At 70.9% G+C, this 16,593-nt stretch carries 12 protein-coding genes; 5 read left to right on the top strand and 7 right to left on the bottom strand.

Annotated elements, in window-relative coordinates:
- The first annotated feature begins 27 nt into the window (after window positions 1–27).
- From ACFY9V_RS21325 to ACFY9V_RS21335, 3 genes are all read left to right on the top strand, one after another.
- On the top strand, window positions 28–729 hold the full coding sequence (locus ACFY9V_RS21325; RefSeq protein ID WP_355337733.1) for a GPP34 family phosphoprotein: 702 nt from the start codon (window positions 28–30) through the stop codon (window positions 727–729).
- 414 nt (window positions 730–1,143) lie between these two features.
- The gene (locus ACFY9V_RS21330; RefSeq protein ID WP_355337730.1) at window positions 1,144–2,001 is read left to right on the top strand and encodes a helix-turn-helix transcriptional regulator; all 858 of its coding nucleotides are present in this window, start codon (window positions 1,144–1,146) and stop codon (window positions 1,999–2,001) included.
- A 172-nt stretch (window positions 2,002–2,173) separates the two neighbouring features.
- Window positions 2,174–2,383: a DUF397 domain-containing protein gene (locus tag ACFY9V_RS21335; RefSeq protein WP_355337727.1), complete on the top strand. Its 210-nt coding sequence runs from the start codon at window positions 2,174–2,176 to the stop codon at window positions 2,381–2,383.
- 179 nt (window positions 2,384–2,562) lie between these two features.
- On the opposite strand, the gene ACFY9V_RS21340 is transcribed toward ACFY9V_RS21335, so the two are convergent.
- Window positions 2,563–3,441 (bottom strand): hypothetical protein, encoded by an 879-nt coding sequence (locus tag ACFY9V_RS21340; protein ID WP_391162405.1) that lies wholly within the window; start codon window positions 3,439–3,441, stop codon window positions 2,563–2,565.
- A gap of 95 nt (window positions 3,442–3,536) precedes the next feature.
- Between ACFY9V_RS21340 and ACFY9V_RS21345 the strand changes: the two genes are divergently transcribed.
- The gene (locus ACFY9V_RS21345) at window positions 3,537–4,727 is read left to right on the top strand and encodes an aminotransferase class I/II-fold pyridoxal phosphate-dependent enzyme (RefSeq protein WP_391162406.1); all 1,191 of its coding nucleotides are present in this window, start codon (window positions 3,537–3,539) and stop codon (window positions 4,725–4,727) included.
- A 96-nt stretch (window positions 4,728–4,823) separates the two neighbouring features.
- Here ACFY9V_RS21345 and ACFY9V_RS21350 read toward each other — a convergent pair whose 3' ends face one another.
- Window positions 4,824–5,612 (bottom strand): SDR family oxidoreductase, encoded by a 789-nt coding sequence (locus tag ACFY9V_RS21350; protein WP_355337718.1) that lies wholly within the window; start codon window positions 5,610–5,612, stop codon window positions 4,824–4,826.
- A 432-nt stretch (window positions 5,613–6,044) separates the two neighbouring features.
- Between ACFY9V_RS21350 and ACFY9V_RS21355 the strand changes: the two genes are divergently transcribed.
- A complete protein-coding gene (locus ACFY9V_RS21355; RefSeq protein WP_391162407.1) occupies window positions 6,045–7,616 on the top strand; it encodes a sodium:solute symporter family protein in 1,572 nt (523 codons plus the stop codon).
- Between the two features lie 69 nt (window positions 7,617–7,685).
- Here the strand turns inward: ACFY9V_RS21355 and ACFY9V_RS21360 are convergent, their stop codons facing one another.
- The 5 genes from ACFY9V_RS21360 to ACFY9V_RS21380 form a co-directional block, all read right to left on the bottom strand.
- On the bottom strand, window positions 7,686–8,789 hold the full coding sequence (locus ACFY9V_RS21360; RefSeq protein WP_391162408.1) for an ADP-ribosylglycohydrolase family protein: 1,104 nt from the start codon (window positions 8,787–8,789) through the stop codon (window positions 7,686–7,688).
- 243 nt (window positions 8,790–9,032) lie between these two features.
- On the bottom strand, window positions 9,033–10,253 hold the full coding sequence (locus ACFY9V_RS21365) for a phosphodiester glycosidase family protein (RefSeq protein WP_391162409.1): 1,221 nt from the start codon (window positions 10,251–10,253) through the stop codon (window positions 9,033–9,035).
- Window positions 10,254–10,409: 156 nt separating this feature from the next.
- Window positions 10,410–12,989, bottom strand: coding sequence for a bifunctional FO biosynthesis protein CofGH (locus ACFY9V_RS21370; RefSeq protein WP_391043257.1), 2,580 nt, complete (start codon window positions 12,987–12,989; stop codon window positions 10,410–10,412).
- A 114-nt stretch (window positions 12,990–13,103) separates the two neighbouring features.
- Window positions 13,104–13,931, bottom strand: a complete 828-nt coding sequence (locus tag ACFY9V_RS21375; protein WP_391162410.1) for a TIGR03619 family F420-dependent LLM class oxidoreductase — start codon at window positions 13,929–13,931, stop codon at window positions 13,104–13,106.
- 48 nt (window positions 13,932–13,979) lie between these two features.
- Entirely contained in the window at window positions 13,980–16,562 is a 2,583-nt protein-coding gene (locus tag ACFY9V_RS21380) for a hypothetical protein (protein ID WP_391162411.1), read from the bottom strand.
- Between the last annotated feature and the right edge of the window lie 31 nt (window positions 16,563–16,593).

Here is a 16,593-nt window from a genome sequence, read left to right on the forward strand (position 1 = left end):
GTCATTCATCCACGCGGGGAGGCATGGATGGGCAAGAGCCGCAGAACAATTCCGGAAGAGCTGTTGCTGCTCGCACTGGACCCGACGACCGGGACCACGGCGCAGCCTCAATCGCTCGACCTCGGCCTCGCCGGGGCGCAGCTCGTCGAGCTGGCCCTGGCCGGACGGATAGCCCCTGACGGGGATCGTATAGCCGTGGTGCACCCACGGCCGACTGGAGATCCGACCCTGGACTCCGCTCTCGAACTGCTGCGGCGACGCGGCAGTCCGGTGCGGGCCGTCCACTGGATCGGCGGACCCCGCCTCGGGCTCCGCCAGACGTATCTCGCGCACCTGGAGCGGTGCGGCATGGTGCACGCCGTGCCCGGCCAGATGTGCGGGGTGCTGCCGACGACGCGGTACCAGGCGTCCGACAGCGCGGTCAGCCGGGAGATCCGTACCCGGCTGGACAGTGCGATCCGTACCGGCGTGCCGCCGGACCCGCGGACCGCCGCGCTCGCCGCGCTCGCCCACGCCGTGGGACTCGGCAAGCACCTCTACCCGGGCAACGAGGGCCGGTCGTCGCGATCGCGCCTGCGTGACCTGATCAGGTACGACCCGATGGGCGGCCTCGTCGCGCATGCCGTGATGGATGTGCAGAACGGCGTGGCGGCGCAGCCGAAGCGGCCAGCCGCTCCGGCACCGCGAGCGGCGGGGCACAGCACCATGGCCCGCGCCGGCGCCCGTTGAGTCGGCGTGCGACAGCGAGTGGACACAGGCAGCACAGGCAGCACGGTCAGTACGTTCGGCACGCTCAGTACGTTCAGCACGTTCAGCACGTGAGAGCGCGTGCGCAGGTGAGCACGTAGCGCTCGGCAACCCCCTCATCAGGGACGGCTGCGGCGCCCGTCGGCAGGGATGGGGCACCGCAATCCGCGACCATCGCGCCGTCCTCAGCGACCCGTTCCGGGAGCCGCTGTGACGCGCGGGGCGGCGGGACTCGGAACACGTTCCGGGATCCGTCGCACCGCGCGTCGCCGTATACACCCCCGTGTACCACCGCGTACACGCCCCTGCCGGGTTACCCTCATTCGCCAGCGCGCCGATGACCGCAAGTGGCAGGCTGCTGACCATCAGTAGGTTCAGCGTGGAGGTGCACTTCCAGTGGTCGCCAACGTCAATCCCACCGTCAGGCGCCGCCGGCTGGGTTCGGAACTGCGCAAGTTGCGGGAGCAGAAGGGCATGACGGCCGAGGAGGTCGCCGCCCGGCTCCTGGTGTCGCAGTCGAAGATCAGCCGGTTGGAGAACGGGCGCCGGAGCATCAGCCAGCGCGATGTGCGCGACCTGTGCGGTGTGTACGGCGTCGAGGACGTGCGGATCGTCGACTCGCTGATGCAGATGGCCAAGGAGTCGCGCCAGCAGGGCTGGTGGCATGCCTTCGGCGACATCCCGTACAGCGTGTACATCGGCCTGGAGACCGAGGCGGCCAGCCTGCGGGTCTTCGAACCCCAGGTAGTGCCTGGCCTGTTGCAGACCCCGGAGTACGCCGCCGCGATGATCGCGGGCAATCTGCCGGAGGCCACTCCCGAACAGGTCGACAAGCGCGTCAGCGTGAGAATGCGCCGGCAGGAGCGGATCACCGACCGGGACGGGCCGCTGCGGATGTGGGCCGTGGTGGACGAGGCGGCGCTGTGCCGCAAGGTCGGCGACGAGCACGTGATGCGTGACCAGCTTCTGCATTTGGTGGAATTGAGCCATCTGCCGCATGTGACCGTGCAGGTGCTGCCGTTCGAGGCGGGCGCGCACCCCGGTCTGAGCGGGCAGTTCGCGGTACTGGAGTTCACCGACGCGACCGATGCCACGGTGGTCTATCTCGAAGGCGTCAACAGCGACCTGTACTTGGAGAAGGACACCGATGTGCAGGCCTACAGCGTGATGTACGAGCATCTGCGGGCCCAGGCGCTCAGCGCCGAACAGACCCGGCAGTTCATCACCGAAGCGGCGGAACGATACACCCGCTGAAGTGCGGGCGATACGGTACACCCCCGCTCACTCCCATTGGAAGAGTTACTGGGAATATGCCATCCACTTGGGTGAAGTGGCTCACCGGTCCGTGATGTTGGCTAGTAGCGTCGAGCGCGTAGTCAGGCAATGGCGTACCTCGCCGCCGCCATCAGCACAGACCGGAGCAGAGATGGCAATCAAGCTGGGCAGTACTCCCGCGTGGATGAAGTCCTCGCGGTCCACCGGAAATGGCGCCTGTGTCGAAGTGAAGTCCCCGGCCGTCGAGTCGGTCGTGGTCCGCGACTCCAAGGACCCGCAGGGTCCGGTCCTCAGCTTTTCCCCTGAGGCGTGGACCGCGTTCGTCACGGACGTCGACCGAGGCGCGTTCACGATCAACTAGTACAGCGCGCGCACCTTCAGCAGTACCGCAGAAGAGCCCTCTCGTCTGGCCGCCGTCCTAGCCGAGGGGGCTCACTGCTGTCCTGATGTTCCGGGCCGGGTGATCAACGCGGCAAACGGGGTGATCAACGCGGCGGACCGGGTGATCAACCCAGCGGACCGGGTGATCACGTCAGCGGATCAACGGAGTTGATCAACGTAGGTGTCCGTGCCGGGAATGGTCGGAATGAAGGGAGCGATGAATTCCACTTTCGCCGAGCGCCCCGCCGAGTCGGTCCGGCCGGCGATCTCGGCGGCGTGACCGGCGAAATGCTCTTCCCACCCCTCGCGTGGATCTTGTTGCAGGAACCACAGGAGAGTGAGCCGGGTTTCGACGCCTTCGACCTGTTTCACATAAGACATCCGGTCGAGCGGCAGCGGAGTGGGCGTGAAGATCACCACCATCGCCGCCGGTGATCCGGCGAGCTTCTTCGGCAGGTGGCGGGCCCGCAGCCATTCCAGCAATTCGTCCCGGCCTTCCGCGGATTCCGCTTCCAGCACTTCGAGGACGAGTCCGCGGTACGGGTGGTCGAGCGCGTGGATGTCGCGCGGACCGGCGGCGCCGTCCCGGTAGACGCTCGCGGCGCGGTCCTGGAAGGCGGTGAAGACGTGGGTGCGGTCGTGGTAGACGCGGGCGTCGCGATTGAGCCGCTTGTTGATGCCGACCGTCCACCGCATGTGCGCGTCGTAGCGGCCCGCGGTGATCCAGTACAGCGACAGGTAGCAGCCCGCGGTGACCGGCCGCGCGACCGCGGAGTCCGCCGGGTACCGCAGGTCCAGCAGCGGCCGCGTGGCCACCCAGCGGCGCCCGGCGTACAGCCAGGGCATCGCCATCGCACCGGCGATGAAGTGGTCGTCCTCGTACCACCGGTTGTACGCGTATTCGTGCCCGGCGTGCGGCTCGACCATGGTGATCAGCGCGTGCCCGACGTCGACGCCGTACGGTCCGACGGCCGCGAGCCGTCCGTACGTCTCGACGTCCGTTCCGCCGTCCGGGCCCGTTCTCACGTCCTCAGCCATGAATCTGACGCTACGTCAGCTCCGGGGAGAAGTGAAGGTGCCCGGATGCTGGAAAGTACCTGGACATGGCAACGATTCTTCGTAGGCTGCCGGACATGACCTCGACCCGAGCCGCCGTGCCCGCCCTCGCTCAACGCGCCGTCTCGGTGGGCGCCTCGCCGGTACGGGAGATCCTGGCGCTGACCGCGCGGCCGGAGGTGATCTCCTTCGCCGGAGGGCTGCCCGCGCCCGAGCTGTTCGACGCGGCGGCCATCGCGGAGGCGTACGCCCGCGTCCTGGCCGAGCAGCCGCACAAGGTGCTCCAGTACTCGACGACCGAGGGCGATCCCGCGCTGCGCGCGGCCGTGGCGGCCCGGCTGAGCGGGCGCGACCTGGCGACGGGCATGGACGACATCCTGGTGACCGGCGGCTCGCAGCAGGGGCTCGCGCTGATCGCGACCGCGCTGATCGAGCCCGGCGATGTGGTGCTGGTGGAGAACCCGACGTATCTGGCGGCGCTCCAGTGCTTCGGCTTCGCGGGCGCCCGGGTGGTGCCGGTGCCGACCGACGCGCACGGGGTGATCCCGGAGGCGCTGGAGGAGGTGGCGCGCCGGGAACGGCCGAAACTGCTCTACCTGGTGCCCAACTTCCAGAATCCGACCGGGCGTACGCTCCCGCTCGAACGCCGCCGCGCGGTGGCCGAGGTGGCGGAGCGGCACGGGCTGTGGATCGCGGAGGACGACCCGTACGGGGATCTGCGGTTCGAGGGCGAGAGCGTGCCGTGGATCTCGGCGCTGCCCGAGGCCGCCGACCGGACGATCCTGCTCGGCAGCTTCTCCAAGATCATGTCGCCGGGGATGCGGCTGGGCTGGCTGCGGGCGCCCGCGGCGCTGCTGCGCGCCTGCGTGATCGCCAAGCAGGCCGCCGACCTGCACACCTCGACCGTCGACCAGGCCGCCGCCGCGCGCTACCTCGCCGACCACGACCTGGACGTCCATCTGGACCGGGTGCGTACCGCCTACCGCGCCCGGCGCGACGCGCTGCTCGCCGGGCTGCCGGCCGCGCTGCCCTCCGGCAGCACCTGGAACCGGCCCGAGGGCGGCATGTTCGTGTGGGTACGGCTGCCCGCGGGGTACGACGCGACGGCGCTGCTGCCGACCGCGGTCGGTCACGACGTGGCGTACGTACCGGGGTTGCCGTTCTTCGCGCAGGCGCCGGAGGCGGGGGCGCTGCGGATGTCCTTCACGACGCACACGCCGGAGGAGATCGGGGAAGGGCTGCGGCGGCTGGCGAAGGTCTTCGCCTGAGGCCGTTGACAGCAGGTAACGCGGCGGCCCGCACGCGGAACGGCGCGGCACCGTACGCACGGACGGCGCGGCGCCGTACGCGTCCAACGGCGCGCGTCACCGCATCAGTTCGCCCGCGTTGACGAGCAGGGACTGTCCGGTGATCGCGCGGGCGCGGTCGGAGGCGAGGAACACGGCGGCCTCCGCCACGTCGCCGTCGGTGGCCAGCTCGGGCAGTGCCATGCGGCGGGCGAGGCGGGCCAGCACCTCGTCCTCGCCGACGCCCTCGGCGCGTGCGGTGAGCGCGACGAAGGACCGCACGGGCGGCCCCCACATCCAGCCGGGCAGCACGGTGTTGACCCGGATCCGGTACGGGCCCAGCTCGCGCGCGAGTGAGTACATCGCGGAGGTGAGGGCGCCCTTGGAGGCCGCGTACGCCGCCTGGCGGACCTGGCTGGGCGCCGCGACCGCGGACTGGGTGCCGATGAACACGACGGAGCCGCCGCGCTCCTGGCGCTTGAGGGCGGGCAGGCACGCCTGGGCGAGCCTGAGCGACCCGAGCAGATTGACGTCGAGCACCCGCTGCCAGACGGCGAAGTCCGCGTCCTCCAGGCCGCCGAAGTAGTCGTCGAGCGCGGCGACCTGGACGACGGCGTCGATCCCGCCGAACCGCTCCTGTGCCAGCGCCGCCAGCGCCTCGCACTGCGCGCCGTCGGCGATGTCGGTGGGCAGCCAGGCCGTCGAGGTGCCCGCGGGGTCGATCTCGGCCGCCGTCTTCGCCAGCCGTTCTGCGGTCCGCGCGCCCAGCACCGCCCGTCCGCCGTCGCGTACGACGGCCGCCGCCACGCGCTGCCCGAGTCCGGCGCCGACGCCGGTCACGACCACGGTCTTCCCCTTCAGCAGCATGTCGGCCTCCGCAACCGTTGTCTGACGGAGCGTCAGAATAGGGCGGGCGCCCGCAGGAGGGAAGGCCGCGGCGGTCACGCTCGCGTCGGCGATCGGCCGCTCCCCTCTGCGTCCGCACGGGATCCCGTATCCCGGACGGCTGCCTCCTGTGTCCCGCGCGTCCCGCGGGCCTCGTGCGACGTCCAGCGAAGTGTCCGCTCATCGTGGGTGGGTGATCAGGGTCACGACAATGCCAAGGTAGGCAAAGAGCGAGTAAAATCGTTCGGCTTTCTGATCTGAGTTCAGACTCTTGAACGCAGAGACCCTTGACCGGTCCCCCGCGCGAGGGGTTCAATCCCGGAAGTCCCCACTCCCGCACGGGGGCGACCCGCCCGGACCGGCGCCACAGCGAAGTGCGCTCCTGTTCACAAGGCGGACCCCTCTGGAGGGGACATGAACAGTCTCGACTGGACCGTGCTGATCGCGTACTTCGGCGTGATGCTCGCGATCGGACTCTGGTCCCACAAGCGCGTCGACGACGTCGGCGACTACTTCACCGCGGGCGGCAAGATGCCGTGGTGGCTGTCCGGCATCTCGCACCACATGTCGGGCTACAGCGCGGTGATGTTCACCGGTTACGCGGGCATCGCCTACACCTACGGCATCACCTCGTACGTCACCTGGTCCTTCCCGATCGCGCTCGGCATCGCCATCGGCGCCAAGCTCTTCGCGCCCCGGCTCAACCGGCTGCGCTCACGGCTGCACGTGGCCTCGCCGCTCGAATACCTCAAGAACCGCTACAACCTGACGACCCAGCAGGCGCTCGCCTGGTCCGGCGTGCTGCTCAAGATCGTGGACGTCGGCGCCAAGTGGGCCGCCATCGCGACCCTGTTGTCCGTCTTCACCGGGGTCACCATCACCCAGGGCATCGTCATCACCGGCGCGATCACCGCCGTCTACTGCACGGTCGGCGGTCTGTGGGCGGACGCCCTCACCGAACTCGGCCAGTTCGTCATCCAGTTGATCGCCGGGCTCGCGATGCTGGTCGCCGCGCTCAACAAGGTCGGCGGGATCAGCGGCATCTGGAACGTGTGGGACGAGCCCGCGCTCAAGCACCACGCCGACCCGGTCGCGGGCCCGTACACCACCGTCTTCCTGCTGGCGTACCTGTTCATCAAGACCTTCGAGTACAACGGCGGCATGTGGAACCAGGCCCAGCGCTACATGGCCACCGGCTCCGCCCGCGAGGCCACCCGCAGCGCCTGGCTGTCGTCGGCCCTGTGGTTCGTCTGGCCGGTTATCCTCTTCTTCCCGATGTGGATCTCGCCGCTGCTGGTGCACGCCAAGAAGCCGGACGGCTCGGACTCGTACGGTCTGATGGTCGAACAGCTCCTGCCGCACGGGCTGCTGGGCCTGGTCGTGGTCGGCTTCTTCTCGCACACCATGGCCATGTGCTCCTCCGACGCGAACGCCATCGCCGCCGTCGTCACCCGCGACATCGCCCCGGCCTTCTCGAAGACCGCCCGCGAATGGTCGGCCCATGTCGGCCTGATCGCCGCCCGGTTGACCACGCTGACCTTCCTCGGCCTGTCCATGGCCGTGGCCACCCAGGTCAACTCCCCCACCTTCAAGGACATCATCACCGTCGTCATCAAGTGGGTGGCCGGTCTGATGGGGCCGATCGCGATCCCGTTCATGCTCGGACTGCTGCCGCGCTTCCGCACGTCCGGCCCGACCGCCGCCCTCACGAGCTGGGCGCTCGGCCTGTTCGCCTTCTACCTGCTCAACTACCCCGTCAACGACGCCGTCTCGGGCGGCGTCAACCTCGAATACCAGATCTCGCTCCCGCTGGCCGTCTCGCTCGTCCTCTACATCGTCATCGGCTGGATCAAGCCGGAGGACACGCCGGAGCGGGACGCGCTCCTCGCGAAGATCAACTCCGATGACGGGGGCGGCCCCGGACCGGCCTCCGTCTCCCTCCCCGAGCCCTCCTCCGAACCGACCCCCACCAAGGTCTCGGACTAGGTCCTGTCCGGCGGCTCCCCTTCCCGGGGGGAGCCCCGGCGGGGGCGGTGGTGATCCGCCGGACAGGCCCTAGGCGGCCGGGTAGCGGTCGAGCCACGCCGGGCTGGCGCCCGAAGGCCCGTGCAGGGCCGGCGCCTGCGTCATCTCCATGGCGAAGTCGTCGGCGAGCTGGAGCAGCGTGGCGCGCCCTTCCACCTCGGCGATCCACGCGGGCGGCAGCGCCGTCTCCCCGTGCTGGACGCCGAGCAGATTGCCGCAGACGGAGCCGGTGGAGTCGCTGTCGCCCGAGTGGTTGACGGCGAGCAGCAGCCCGTGGCGCACGTCCTCGGCGACCAGGGCGCAGTAGACGCCGATCGCCAGCGCCTCCTCGGCCGTCCAGCCCTCCCCCAGCGCCTCCACGCGCTGCGGCGACGGCATCCCCTGCCGTACGGCGCCCAGGGCGCCCTGGAGCGCGTCGGTCGTCTCCTGGTGGCCGGGGCGGGCGCCGAGGAGGGCGAGGGCGTGCTGGACGGAGCCGTCGAGGGCCTCGCCGCGCGCCAGGCCGTGCACGATGACGGCGAAGGCTCCGGCGGCGAGCTGCCCGGTGGGGTGGCCGTGGGTCTGGGCGGCGCACTCCACGGCGAGCTGGAAGACGAGCTGCGGCTCCCAGCCGACCAGCAGCCCGAAGGGCGCGGAGCGCATCACGGTGCCGCACCCCTTGGAGCCGGGGTTCTTCGGCTCCTCCAAGGTGCCCATCCGGTCGTCGGACAGGCCGCTCAGGCACGCCTCGCCCGGCGCTCGCCGCGCGTAGAGCCACTCCTCGCGGGCCAGCCAGCCGGTGTCCTTGCGGCGCTCGTCGGGCCCCCACTCGGTCTGGGTGGCCGACCAGCGGCGGTAGGCGCGGTGGATGTCGGTGGGCGGGTGCCAGGCGCCGGTGTCCCGGCGCACCTGGGCTCTGATCAGGCCCTCGACCGTGAACATCGTCATCTGCGTGTCGTCGGTGACCGCGCCGCGTCTGCCGTACGCCGGAACGTAGTCGGTGACGCCGTCCGTGCCGTGATTGCGCTGGATCGCCTCGAACGAGTCGAACTCGACGCCCGCGCCCAGCGCGTCCCCGATCGCCCCGCCCAGCAGGCAGCCCCGCACGCGGCTGCGGAAGTCCTGCTGCTGCGCGCGACCCCAGACAGCGGTCAAAGCGGTCCCCTTCGATCAACCCCGATCCGAACCCGTTCTGCGCCAGCACGATAGCCGACGTCACCAGGAGCGGAAGGGGGCCCTGGGGTTGGTGACGCCTGTCCGCGAACGGTGCCGGTCCGATCGGATACGACCGGACACCGGAAATGCTCTGACGCGCGACTCAGGGTGTCGGACTCGGGTGCGGGAGCCGGGTCCACGCGTCGGGCCGCGCGACTCGGGCGGAAGGCACACATACGCGGCTCACGTGCGCGAGAAGACGCCGATGGCGTTGGCGACCGGGCGCTCGACGCCGCCCGACGGGTGGTTGCGTACGGTCACCGCCGCCGCGCCGGGGTCGCGGGCGACCAGCGTCGTGGAACCGCCGCCGTCGAGGTTCACCGCCGAATCTGCACCCAATTCCCTCATGACGGACGCAAGTTCCGCGACGGTCAGGCCCGCGCCGGACTCGGCGGAGCCGTCCAGCGCCAGCAGGTACAGCGTGCTGCCCGACGCGTCGAAACCGGCGGCCGTACGCGTGGCCGCCGTCGTGGTGTCCAGGTCCGCGAGCGGCTGTCCGCCGCGCAGGACGGGGAAGCCGCCGACCGCGAAGACGTACGGCACGCGCGAGAGCGTCGGGGTGAGGCGGCTGTCGACCTCCGCGCGGTCGCCCACGCGCAGGGCGCGCAGTGTGTCGGCGCCCGCGTCCCGGCCGAGCAGTACGGTGCTGCCCGCGGGAATGGCTCCCGCGCCGGGCGCCTGCGCGACCGCCGCGACCCGCCCCTGACGTACCGTCACCTCGTAGGTGTCCGTGCTGCATCCGGCGCCGCGCGAGGTGTCCGTGCCGCAGACCGCCCGCTGCCGGGAGACCGTCCCCCAGTCCGCCGTGTACGCGCCGACGCCGCCGACGGGCAGCGCGTACTGGTTGTAGCCGCCCAGCGGGATGCTCCCCCGCGGGGTGCGGACCGACCCGCGCAGGTCCAGCCGGTCGAGCCGCAGCTTGCGGTCCTTGCCCATGCCGAGCACGTCGTGCGTGGTCTCCCCCGGCGGCATCGCGGGCCCGAAGCGCTGGCCGTCGGGCACGGCGGCCTTGAGGTCCCGGCCGGAACCGATCTCCGGGCCCACCGAGGAGCCGGTCGGCGCCACGCCGGGGTGCTGGTCCTCGGTGATGTTGAAGAAGTCGCCGTTCACCGCGCCCACCGCCTGCCGGTCGTCGGCGAGCCCGGACACCGCCTGCCGCGCCGCCACCGACCCCGGCGTCAACAGGTCGAGCCGCGTACGGGATTCGCGCAGATCCACCGCCAGCACATGCCCGTGCACGGTCCCCCGCGAGGCCGTTACCGAGAACTCCCGGTACTCCACGCCCGGAGCGAGCCGCTCCACCCGCTCGTACGGCGGCCCGCCGCCGGTGCCGCTGTCCGCCGCGACGGCCGACGCCCCCGCCAGTCCCCCGGCGAGCACCCCCGCCGCGACCGCCAGTGCCACGCTCGCCCGCCCGCTCCACGCCACTGCTCCCCCAAGGGTGTCTCAGGTCCCGTGTTTCCCACAGGACTCCACCACCCCCGCACTCCCCGCACCGGAACACGGTGAAACGCGGCCATGACGGTGGTGCGAATTCACCCCTCAGGTGCGCGGCGGGCGTCAGTCGCCCAGGACCGGGAGGAGGTCGGGGAGGTGGCCGTCGGAGGCGAGACCGGTGGTGATGCGCTCTTCGGGGACCTGACCGTAGAGGGTGGTGCGCTGGCGGGAGGGGCGGCCCGCGGCCTCGGCGATGGCGACGAGGTCGCGGATGGAGCGGTAGGAGCCGTAACTGGAGCCCGCCATACGGGAGATGGTCTCCTCCATCAGCGTGCCGCCGAGGTCGTTGGCACCGGAGCGGAGCATTTCGGCGGCGCCGTCCGCGCCGAGCTTGACCCAACTGGTCTGGATGTTGGTGATGTGCGGGTGGAGCAGCAGGCGGGCCATGGCGGTGACGGCCCGGTTGTCGCGGGCGGTCGGGCCGGGGCGGGCGATGCCCGCGAGGTAGACCGGGGCGTTGGTGTGGATGAAGGGGAGGGTGACGAATTCGGTGAAGCCGCCGGTCTCCTTCTGGATCTCCGCGAGCAGCCGGAGGTGGCCGAGCCAGTGGTGGGGCTGGTCGACGTGGCCGTACATCATGGTGGACGAGGACCGTATGCCCAGCGCGTGGGCGGCCTTGACGACCTCGATCCAGGTGGCGGTGGGCAGCTTGCCCTTGGTGAGGACCCAGCGGACCTCGTCGTCCAGGATCTCGGCGGCGGTGCCGGGGATGGAGTCCAGGCCCGCTTCCTTGGCGGCGGCCAGCCAGTCGCTGATCGACAGGCCGGTGCGCGTCGCGCCGTTGACGACCTCCATCGGCGAGAAGGCGTGCATGTGCATGCCGGGGACACGGGCCTTGACCGCGCGCGCGATGTCGAAATAGGCGGTGCCGGGCAGGTCGGGGTGGATGCCGCCCTGCATGCACACCTCGGTGGCGCCGACCTGCCAGGCCTGCTCGGCGCGGTCGGCGACCTGGTCGAGGGAGAGGGTGTACGCGTCGGCGTCGGTGCGGCGCTGCGCGAAGGCGCAGAAACGGCAGCCGGTGTAGCAGACGTTGGTGAAGTTGATGTTGCGGGTGACGATGTACGTCACCTCGTCGCCGACGACCGCGCGCCGCAGGTCGTCCGCGATCCGGCACAGCGCGTCCAGGGCGGGGCCGTCCGCGTGCAGCAGGGCCAGCGCCTCGGCGTCGGTGAGCCGGGTCGGGTCGTCGGCGGCCACCGACAGGGCCTGCTTGACGTCGGCGTCCACCCGGTCGGGGACCATGCCGGGCGCGGCCTGCTCGCGCAGTTCGGCCCAGTCGCCGTACACCTCGTCGAAGTCGTCGCGGCGGTCGGCCGTACGTCCTTCGGTGTCGATCGTGCGGTGCAGGTCGGTGCGGCCCGTGGCGGCCGAGGTGAAGCCCTCGTCCGGCTCCTGCCACGGGCGGCCCACGACCGGCGCGTCCTCGTCCGCCAGACCGGTGGCGGGGTCGGCGAGCGCCGTGACGTGCGGGATCAGGCGCGGGTCCAGCCAGGGCTCGCCGCGCTGGACGAACTCCGGGTAGATGGTGAGGCGTTCGCGCAGCGCGAAGCCCGACTCGGCCGTACGGGCGGCCAGTTCGTCGATCTGCGGCCACGGGCGCTCGGGGTTGACGTGGTCGGGGGTGAGCGGGGAGACGCCGCCCCAGTCGTCGATGCCGGCCTCGATGAAGCGCGCGTACTCGCCGTCCACCAGATTCGGCGGCGCCTGGATGCGGGCGGACGGGCCGAGCACGATCCTGGCCACCGCGATGGCCGCCGCCAGCTCCTCCAGCTCCGCGTCCGGCATGCCGCGCATGGCGGTGTCCGGCTTGGCGCGGAAGTTCTGGATGATCACTTCCTGGATGCCGTGGTAGCGGCGGGCGGTCCTGCGGATCGCGAAGAGCGACTCGGCGCGCTCCTCGTACGTCTCGCCGATGCCGATGAGGATGCCGGTGGTGAACGGCACGTTGGACCGGCCCGCGTCCTCCAGGACCCGCAGCCGTACGGCGGGCTCCTTGTCCGGCGAGCCGTAGTGCGGGGCGCCCGGTTCCGACCACAGGCGGGTGGCGGTCGTCTCCAGCATCATGCCCATGGACGGCGCGACCGGCTTGAGCCGCTGGAGGTCGGTCCAGCTCAGCACGCCCGGGTTGAGGTGCGGCAGCAGGCCCGTCTCCTCCAGCACCCGCACCGACATGGCCCGTACGTACGCCAGCGTGTCGTCGTAGCCGTGCGCGTCCAGCCACTCGCGCGCCTCGGGCCAGCGCTCCTCGGGGCGGTCGCCGAGGGTGAACAGCGCTTCTTTGCAGCCCATTTCGGCGCCGCGCCTGGCGATGTCCAGCACCTCGTCGGGCGACAAGTACATGCCGTGCCCTTCGCGGCGCAGCTTGCCGGGCACGGTCACGAATGTGCAGTAATGACATTTGTCCCGGCACAGCCGGGTCAGCGGAATGAAGACCTTCCGCGAATACGTGATGACGCCCGGCCGTCCCACCGCTTCGAGGCCGGCGTCCCGCAGCCGGGCCGCGGTGCCCGCGAGTCCGGCCAGGTCCTGGCCACGGGCTTGCAGCAGGACGGCGGCCTCGCCCGTGTCCAGGGCGACACCTTCGTCCGCGCGGTGCAGGGCGCGGCGCATGGCATTGGCGGTGGGCGTCGGCGAAGTCATTCTCCGAGGATAGGCGGCCCCGCCGACAATTCGCTGGGGGCTCAGGCCGTCTTCGGCCCGATCCCCCTGTCGGCAATATCACCCGGAGATCGGACCGTCCGAGGAATACTCCGGCTACAAATACTGCGCGTAGTCGTCGAGCGCCCGCAGCACCTCGTCGGTCCCGGCCGGCGGGAGCTGGACGACGATCTCCTCGATGCCGAGGTCGCGGTAGTACGCGAGCTTGCCCGCGTCCGGGCGTACGGCCGTCGGCACCACCTCCGGGCCCTTCTCCCCGCGGCCCGCTTCCCGCCACGCGGCCCGGAGTCGGGGCAGCGACTCACCCAGACCGCCGCCTCCGATCGGCATCCACCCGTCCGCGTAATCCGTCACATGGCTGAAGAGTTTCGGGCCCGCCGCGCCGCCCACCAGGGTGCGCACCCGGCCGCCCGCCGGTTTGGGATACGCCTGGCTGGCCTGCACGGACGCGAATTCGCCCGCATAGGCGACGGGTTCGGCCGCCCACAGCGCGCGCATCGCCGCCATCCGGTCCCGTACCAGCTCGCGGCGGCGCCGCCAGTCCACCCCGTGGTCGGCGGCCTCCTCCACATTCCACCCGAAGCCCACCCCCAGCGTGAACCGCCCGCCCGACAGGTGGTCGAGCGTCGCGATCTCCTTCGCCAGCACCACCGGGTCGCGCTGCGCCACCAGCGTGATCGCCGTCCCCACCTCCAGCCGCTCGGTGACCGCCGCGACCGCGCTGAGCGCCACGAACGGGTCCAGCGTCCGCCCGTACTCCTCCGGCAGCGGCTCCCCCGCCGGATACGGCGTCGCCCGCGACACCGGAATGTGCGTGTGCTCCGGCAGATAGAGCCCGGCGAACCCGCGCTGCTCCAACTCCCGCGCGAGCCGCACCGGCCCGATGGTCTGATCGGTCAGGAAGATCGTGACGGCGATCCGCACGGGCACCTCCGGTGGATTGTCGACGGATACCGGGTGTGAACGTACATCTCAGCCGTCCGAGGTGGCGGCCCTGAGACCGCGCCGGTCGGTGAGGACTTTCTCCCAGGCCGCGAGTGACCGGTCCCGGTCCGTCCAGAACTCCCGCCGGGGAACGGCGGCGTCGAGGCCGCGTACCTCCAGCCAGCGCTGGGCGATCTCCCCGAGGCCGGGGTGACAGTCCTGTTCCTCCACATGGCTGATCAGCTCCTGCCCCGCGGCGATGACCTCGGCGTCCGTGCCTTCGACGGCGGCGAGGAACAGCTTCACGGTCAGCACCATCCACCGGTCGGCGCCGCCACCGCTGCGCGCCAGCATCTCCTCACCGTTCGTCAGAAGTGTCAATACCTCCGCGGCCGGTTCGCGCCCGGTGCGTGCCGCCGCCCGCCAGATCAGCGTCTGCGCCACACCGACCGGCGTTCCGACGTCCTGGTTGACCTCATGGGCGTGCTCCAGCACCGTCTCGGCGTCCAGCGGACGGGCCAGCGACAGCACCATGCCCAGGTGGCGGTAGCTGGTGTCGCGGGACATGCCCGCGGCGGCCAGTTCGGCGTCGTCAGCCACCTTGCGGAGATATCTCTCGGCCGCCGCGAAGTCCCCCTGCAGAAAACTGAACTGGCCCAGGAGATCCTGGGACTGCGCGCGGCGGAAGCCCAGGGGGCTGTCGCAGTGGGGCAGCGCCCAGGTCTGGAGCCGCCGTCCGTCCCCCCGGAGCCATTGGATCCAGGCCAGGTCCTTCTCCGCGTTCTCCCGCAGGGGTCCGGGCTCGGCGGCGACCTCGGCGGTCAGCCGTTCCGCCTCGGCGTACCGGCCGAACTCCTCCAGCGTCTTGGCCAACCGGTGCGAGATGAAGAGGCGTGGGTACGGTCCGAGGCCCGGATGGGCCAGCGCCGCCTCGGTCAGCGACAGGGCCGCTGTGCGGTCGCCCGCGCTGCGCGCGGCCATCCCCTGGCAGGTGAGCGCCAACGCTCCGGCGGGGTGACTGCCGGACTGCACAGGCCAGTTCCGGGTCCCGGTGAGCACCGCCCCGAGGCCGCACAGGTCGACACCGTAGGCAAGGTCGTACAACCAGTCCGGGACACGGCTCGTGTTCAGTGTGAGGAGCCCGGCGGTGGTGAAGCCCTCGCCCAGTTCGCTCCTGTCGGTCGACGTCGGATTTCTGACCCCGCCGCGCAGCCGATCCCGGAGGTGTTCCAGGACTCGTTCGGCCGCGCCGCGCCACTCCTCCTGCGACCAGGCGTCGTCCGTGTTCCCGTCGTGGAGACGGACGGCGTTGCGGACGTACTCGTCCACGGTGTGTGTCAGCCATCTCGACGAATCGCTCTGCACCAGGGGGCGTTCGAGGAATCGCCGTACGACGGCGTCCGCCACGCTCGGGACCGCCGCCCTCAGCACGTCGGCGTCGAAGCGCTCGGCGAGAGAGGCGGCCCGCAGAAGCGCGCGCTCTTGCGCGGACAGATCACGCATCACACGGATCACCATCTCGGCGAAAGTCCCTCCGAATTGTTCCACCGCGGGGACGCGGCCTTCCGCGCTCAGTTGGTCGAAATACTCGGCCGACAACTCCAGATACAGCGGTACCCCGCCTGCCGCGTCGACAATCCGACGCCGCAACGGTGCCGGAATGGCGGGCTCCCCGTCCCTCGTCAGGCGAAGCCGCAGGTAGGTGTCGGCGTAGTCCTCCTCGAGCCCCGACAGCCGGTGCTGCATGGCCGGAAGCGTGCCGGGGTCGGTGACCAGACTCGGCCAGTAGTTGGGCCCCGAGTAGTGGATGGCCGGGTGATGACCGTCGCCCCAGGTCAGCCGGTTCCGCCCCGTGATGAGGAACAGGACGTTCGGCATCAGGTAGACCAGCCGGGTCAACCGGTCCTCGAGCCCACCCGCTTCCCGGCGCCTCCCGTCGACCCGCTCGAACGTGTCGAAGAAGATGACGACGTCCAGGGCTTTCCTACGGCGGTACTCGGCCAGATCCCAGGACAGGAGAGCCGGCAGGAACGGCAGCATGTCCGCAGGCGACTCGACATCCAGCAGTTCGGCGAATCCGGGACATTCCGCGAGCAGCCGGTCTTTGCGCAGATGCTCGCGGATCCTGCCCACCAGAATTCCCGCGGCCCGCCGGGCCACACCCGCGAGCGGTATCGGGCCGAGCAGCGCATCCAGTGTGCCGTCCAACTGTTCGGCCAGCGACAGGGATTCGCCGAGCCTGCCGAGCGAGGAATTCCGCGCTATCGCGGCCTCAAGAGGGACACCCGGATGGCAGCGCCGCCAGTACACGGCGAAGGCCAAGTCGAATGCGGGGCAGGAACGCATCACCTCACCGAGCGTGCCCCGCACGGCGATCACCGCGGTCTCCAGATCGGCCAGGGAGCTGTCCTCCAGGTCGATCCGGCAGGTCACGCGCTGTTCAGGACCGTCCGCCGACGCCCCGTCCAATTCCCCTTCGCGTAATCGCCGTTCCAACTGCCGGGACAGCGTCGACTTCCCGATTCCGCCCAACCCGTAGAGGACGAGGACATTGTGGCGAGGCGGCGCCGACGAACCGGCAGCGGCGGGATGGTCTCGCAGCCCCCGCAACGCCTCCTCGAACGCCGTCACATAACGGACACGATCGACGAATACGTCACCC

The sequence above is a fragment of the Streptomyces sp. NPDC008317 genome (assembly GCF_042955955.1).
Lineage (GTDB): Bacteria > Actinomycetota > Actinomycetes > Streptomycetales > Streptomycetaceae > Actinacidiphila.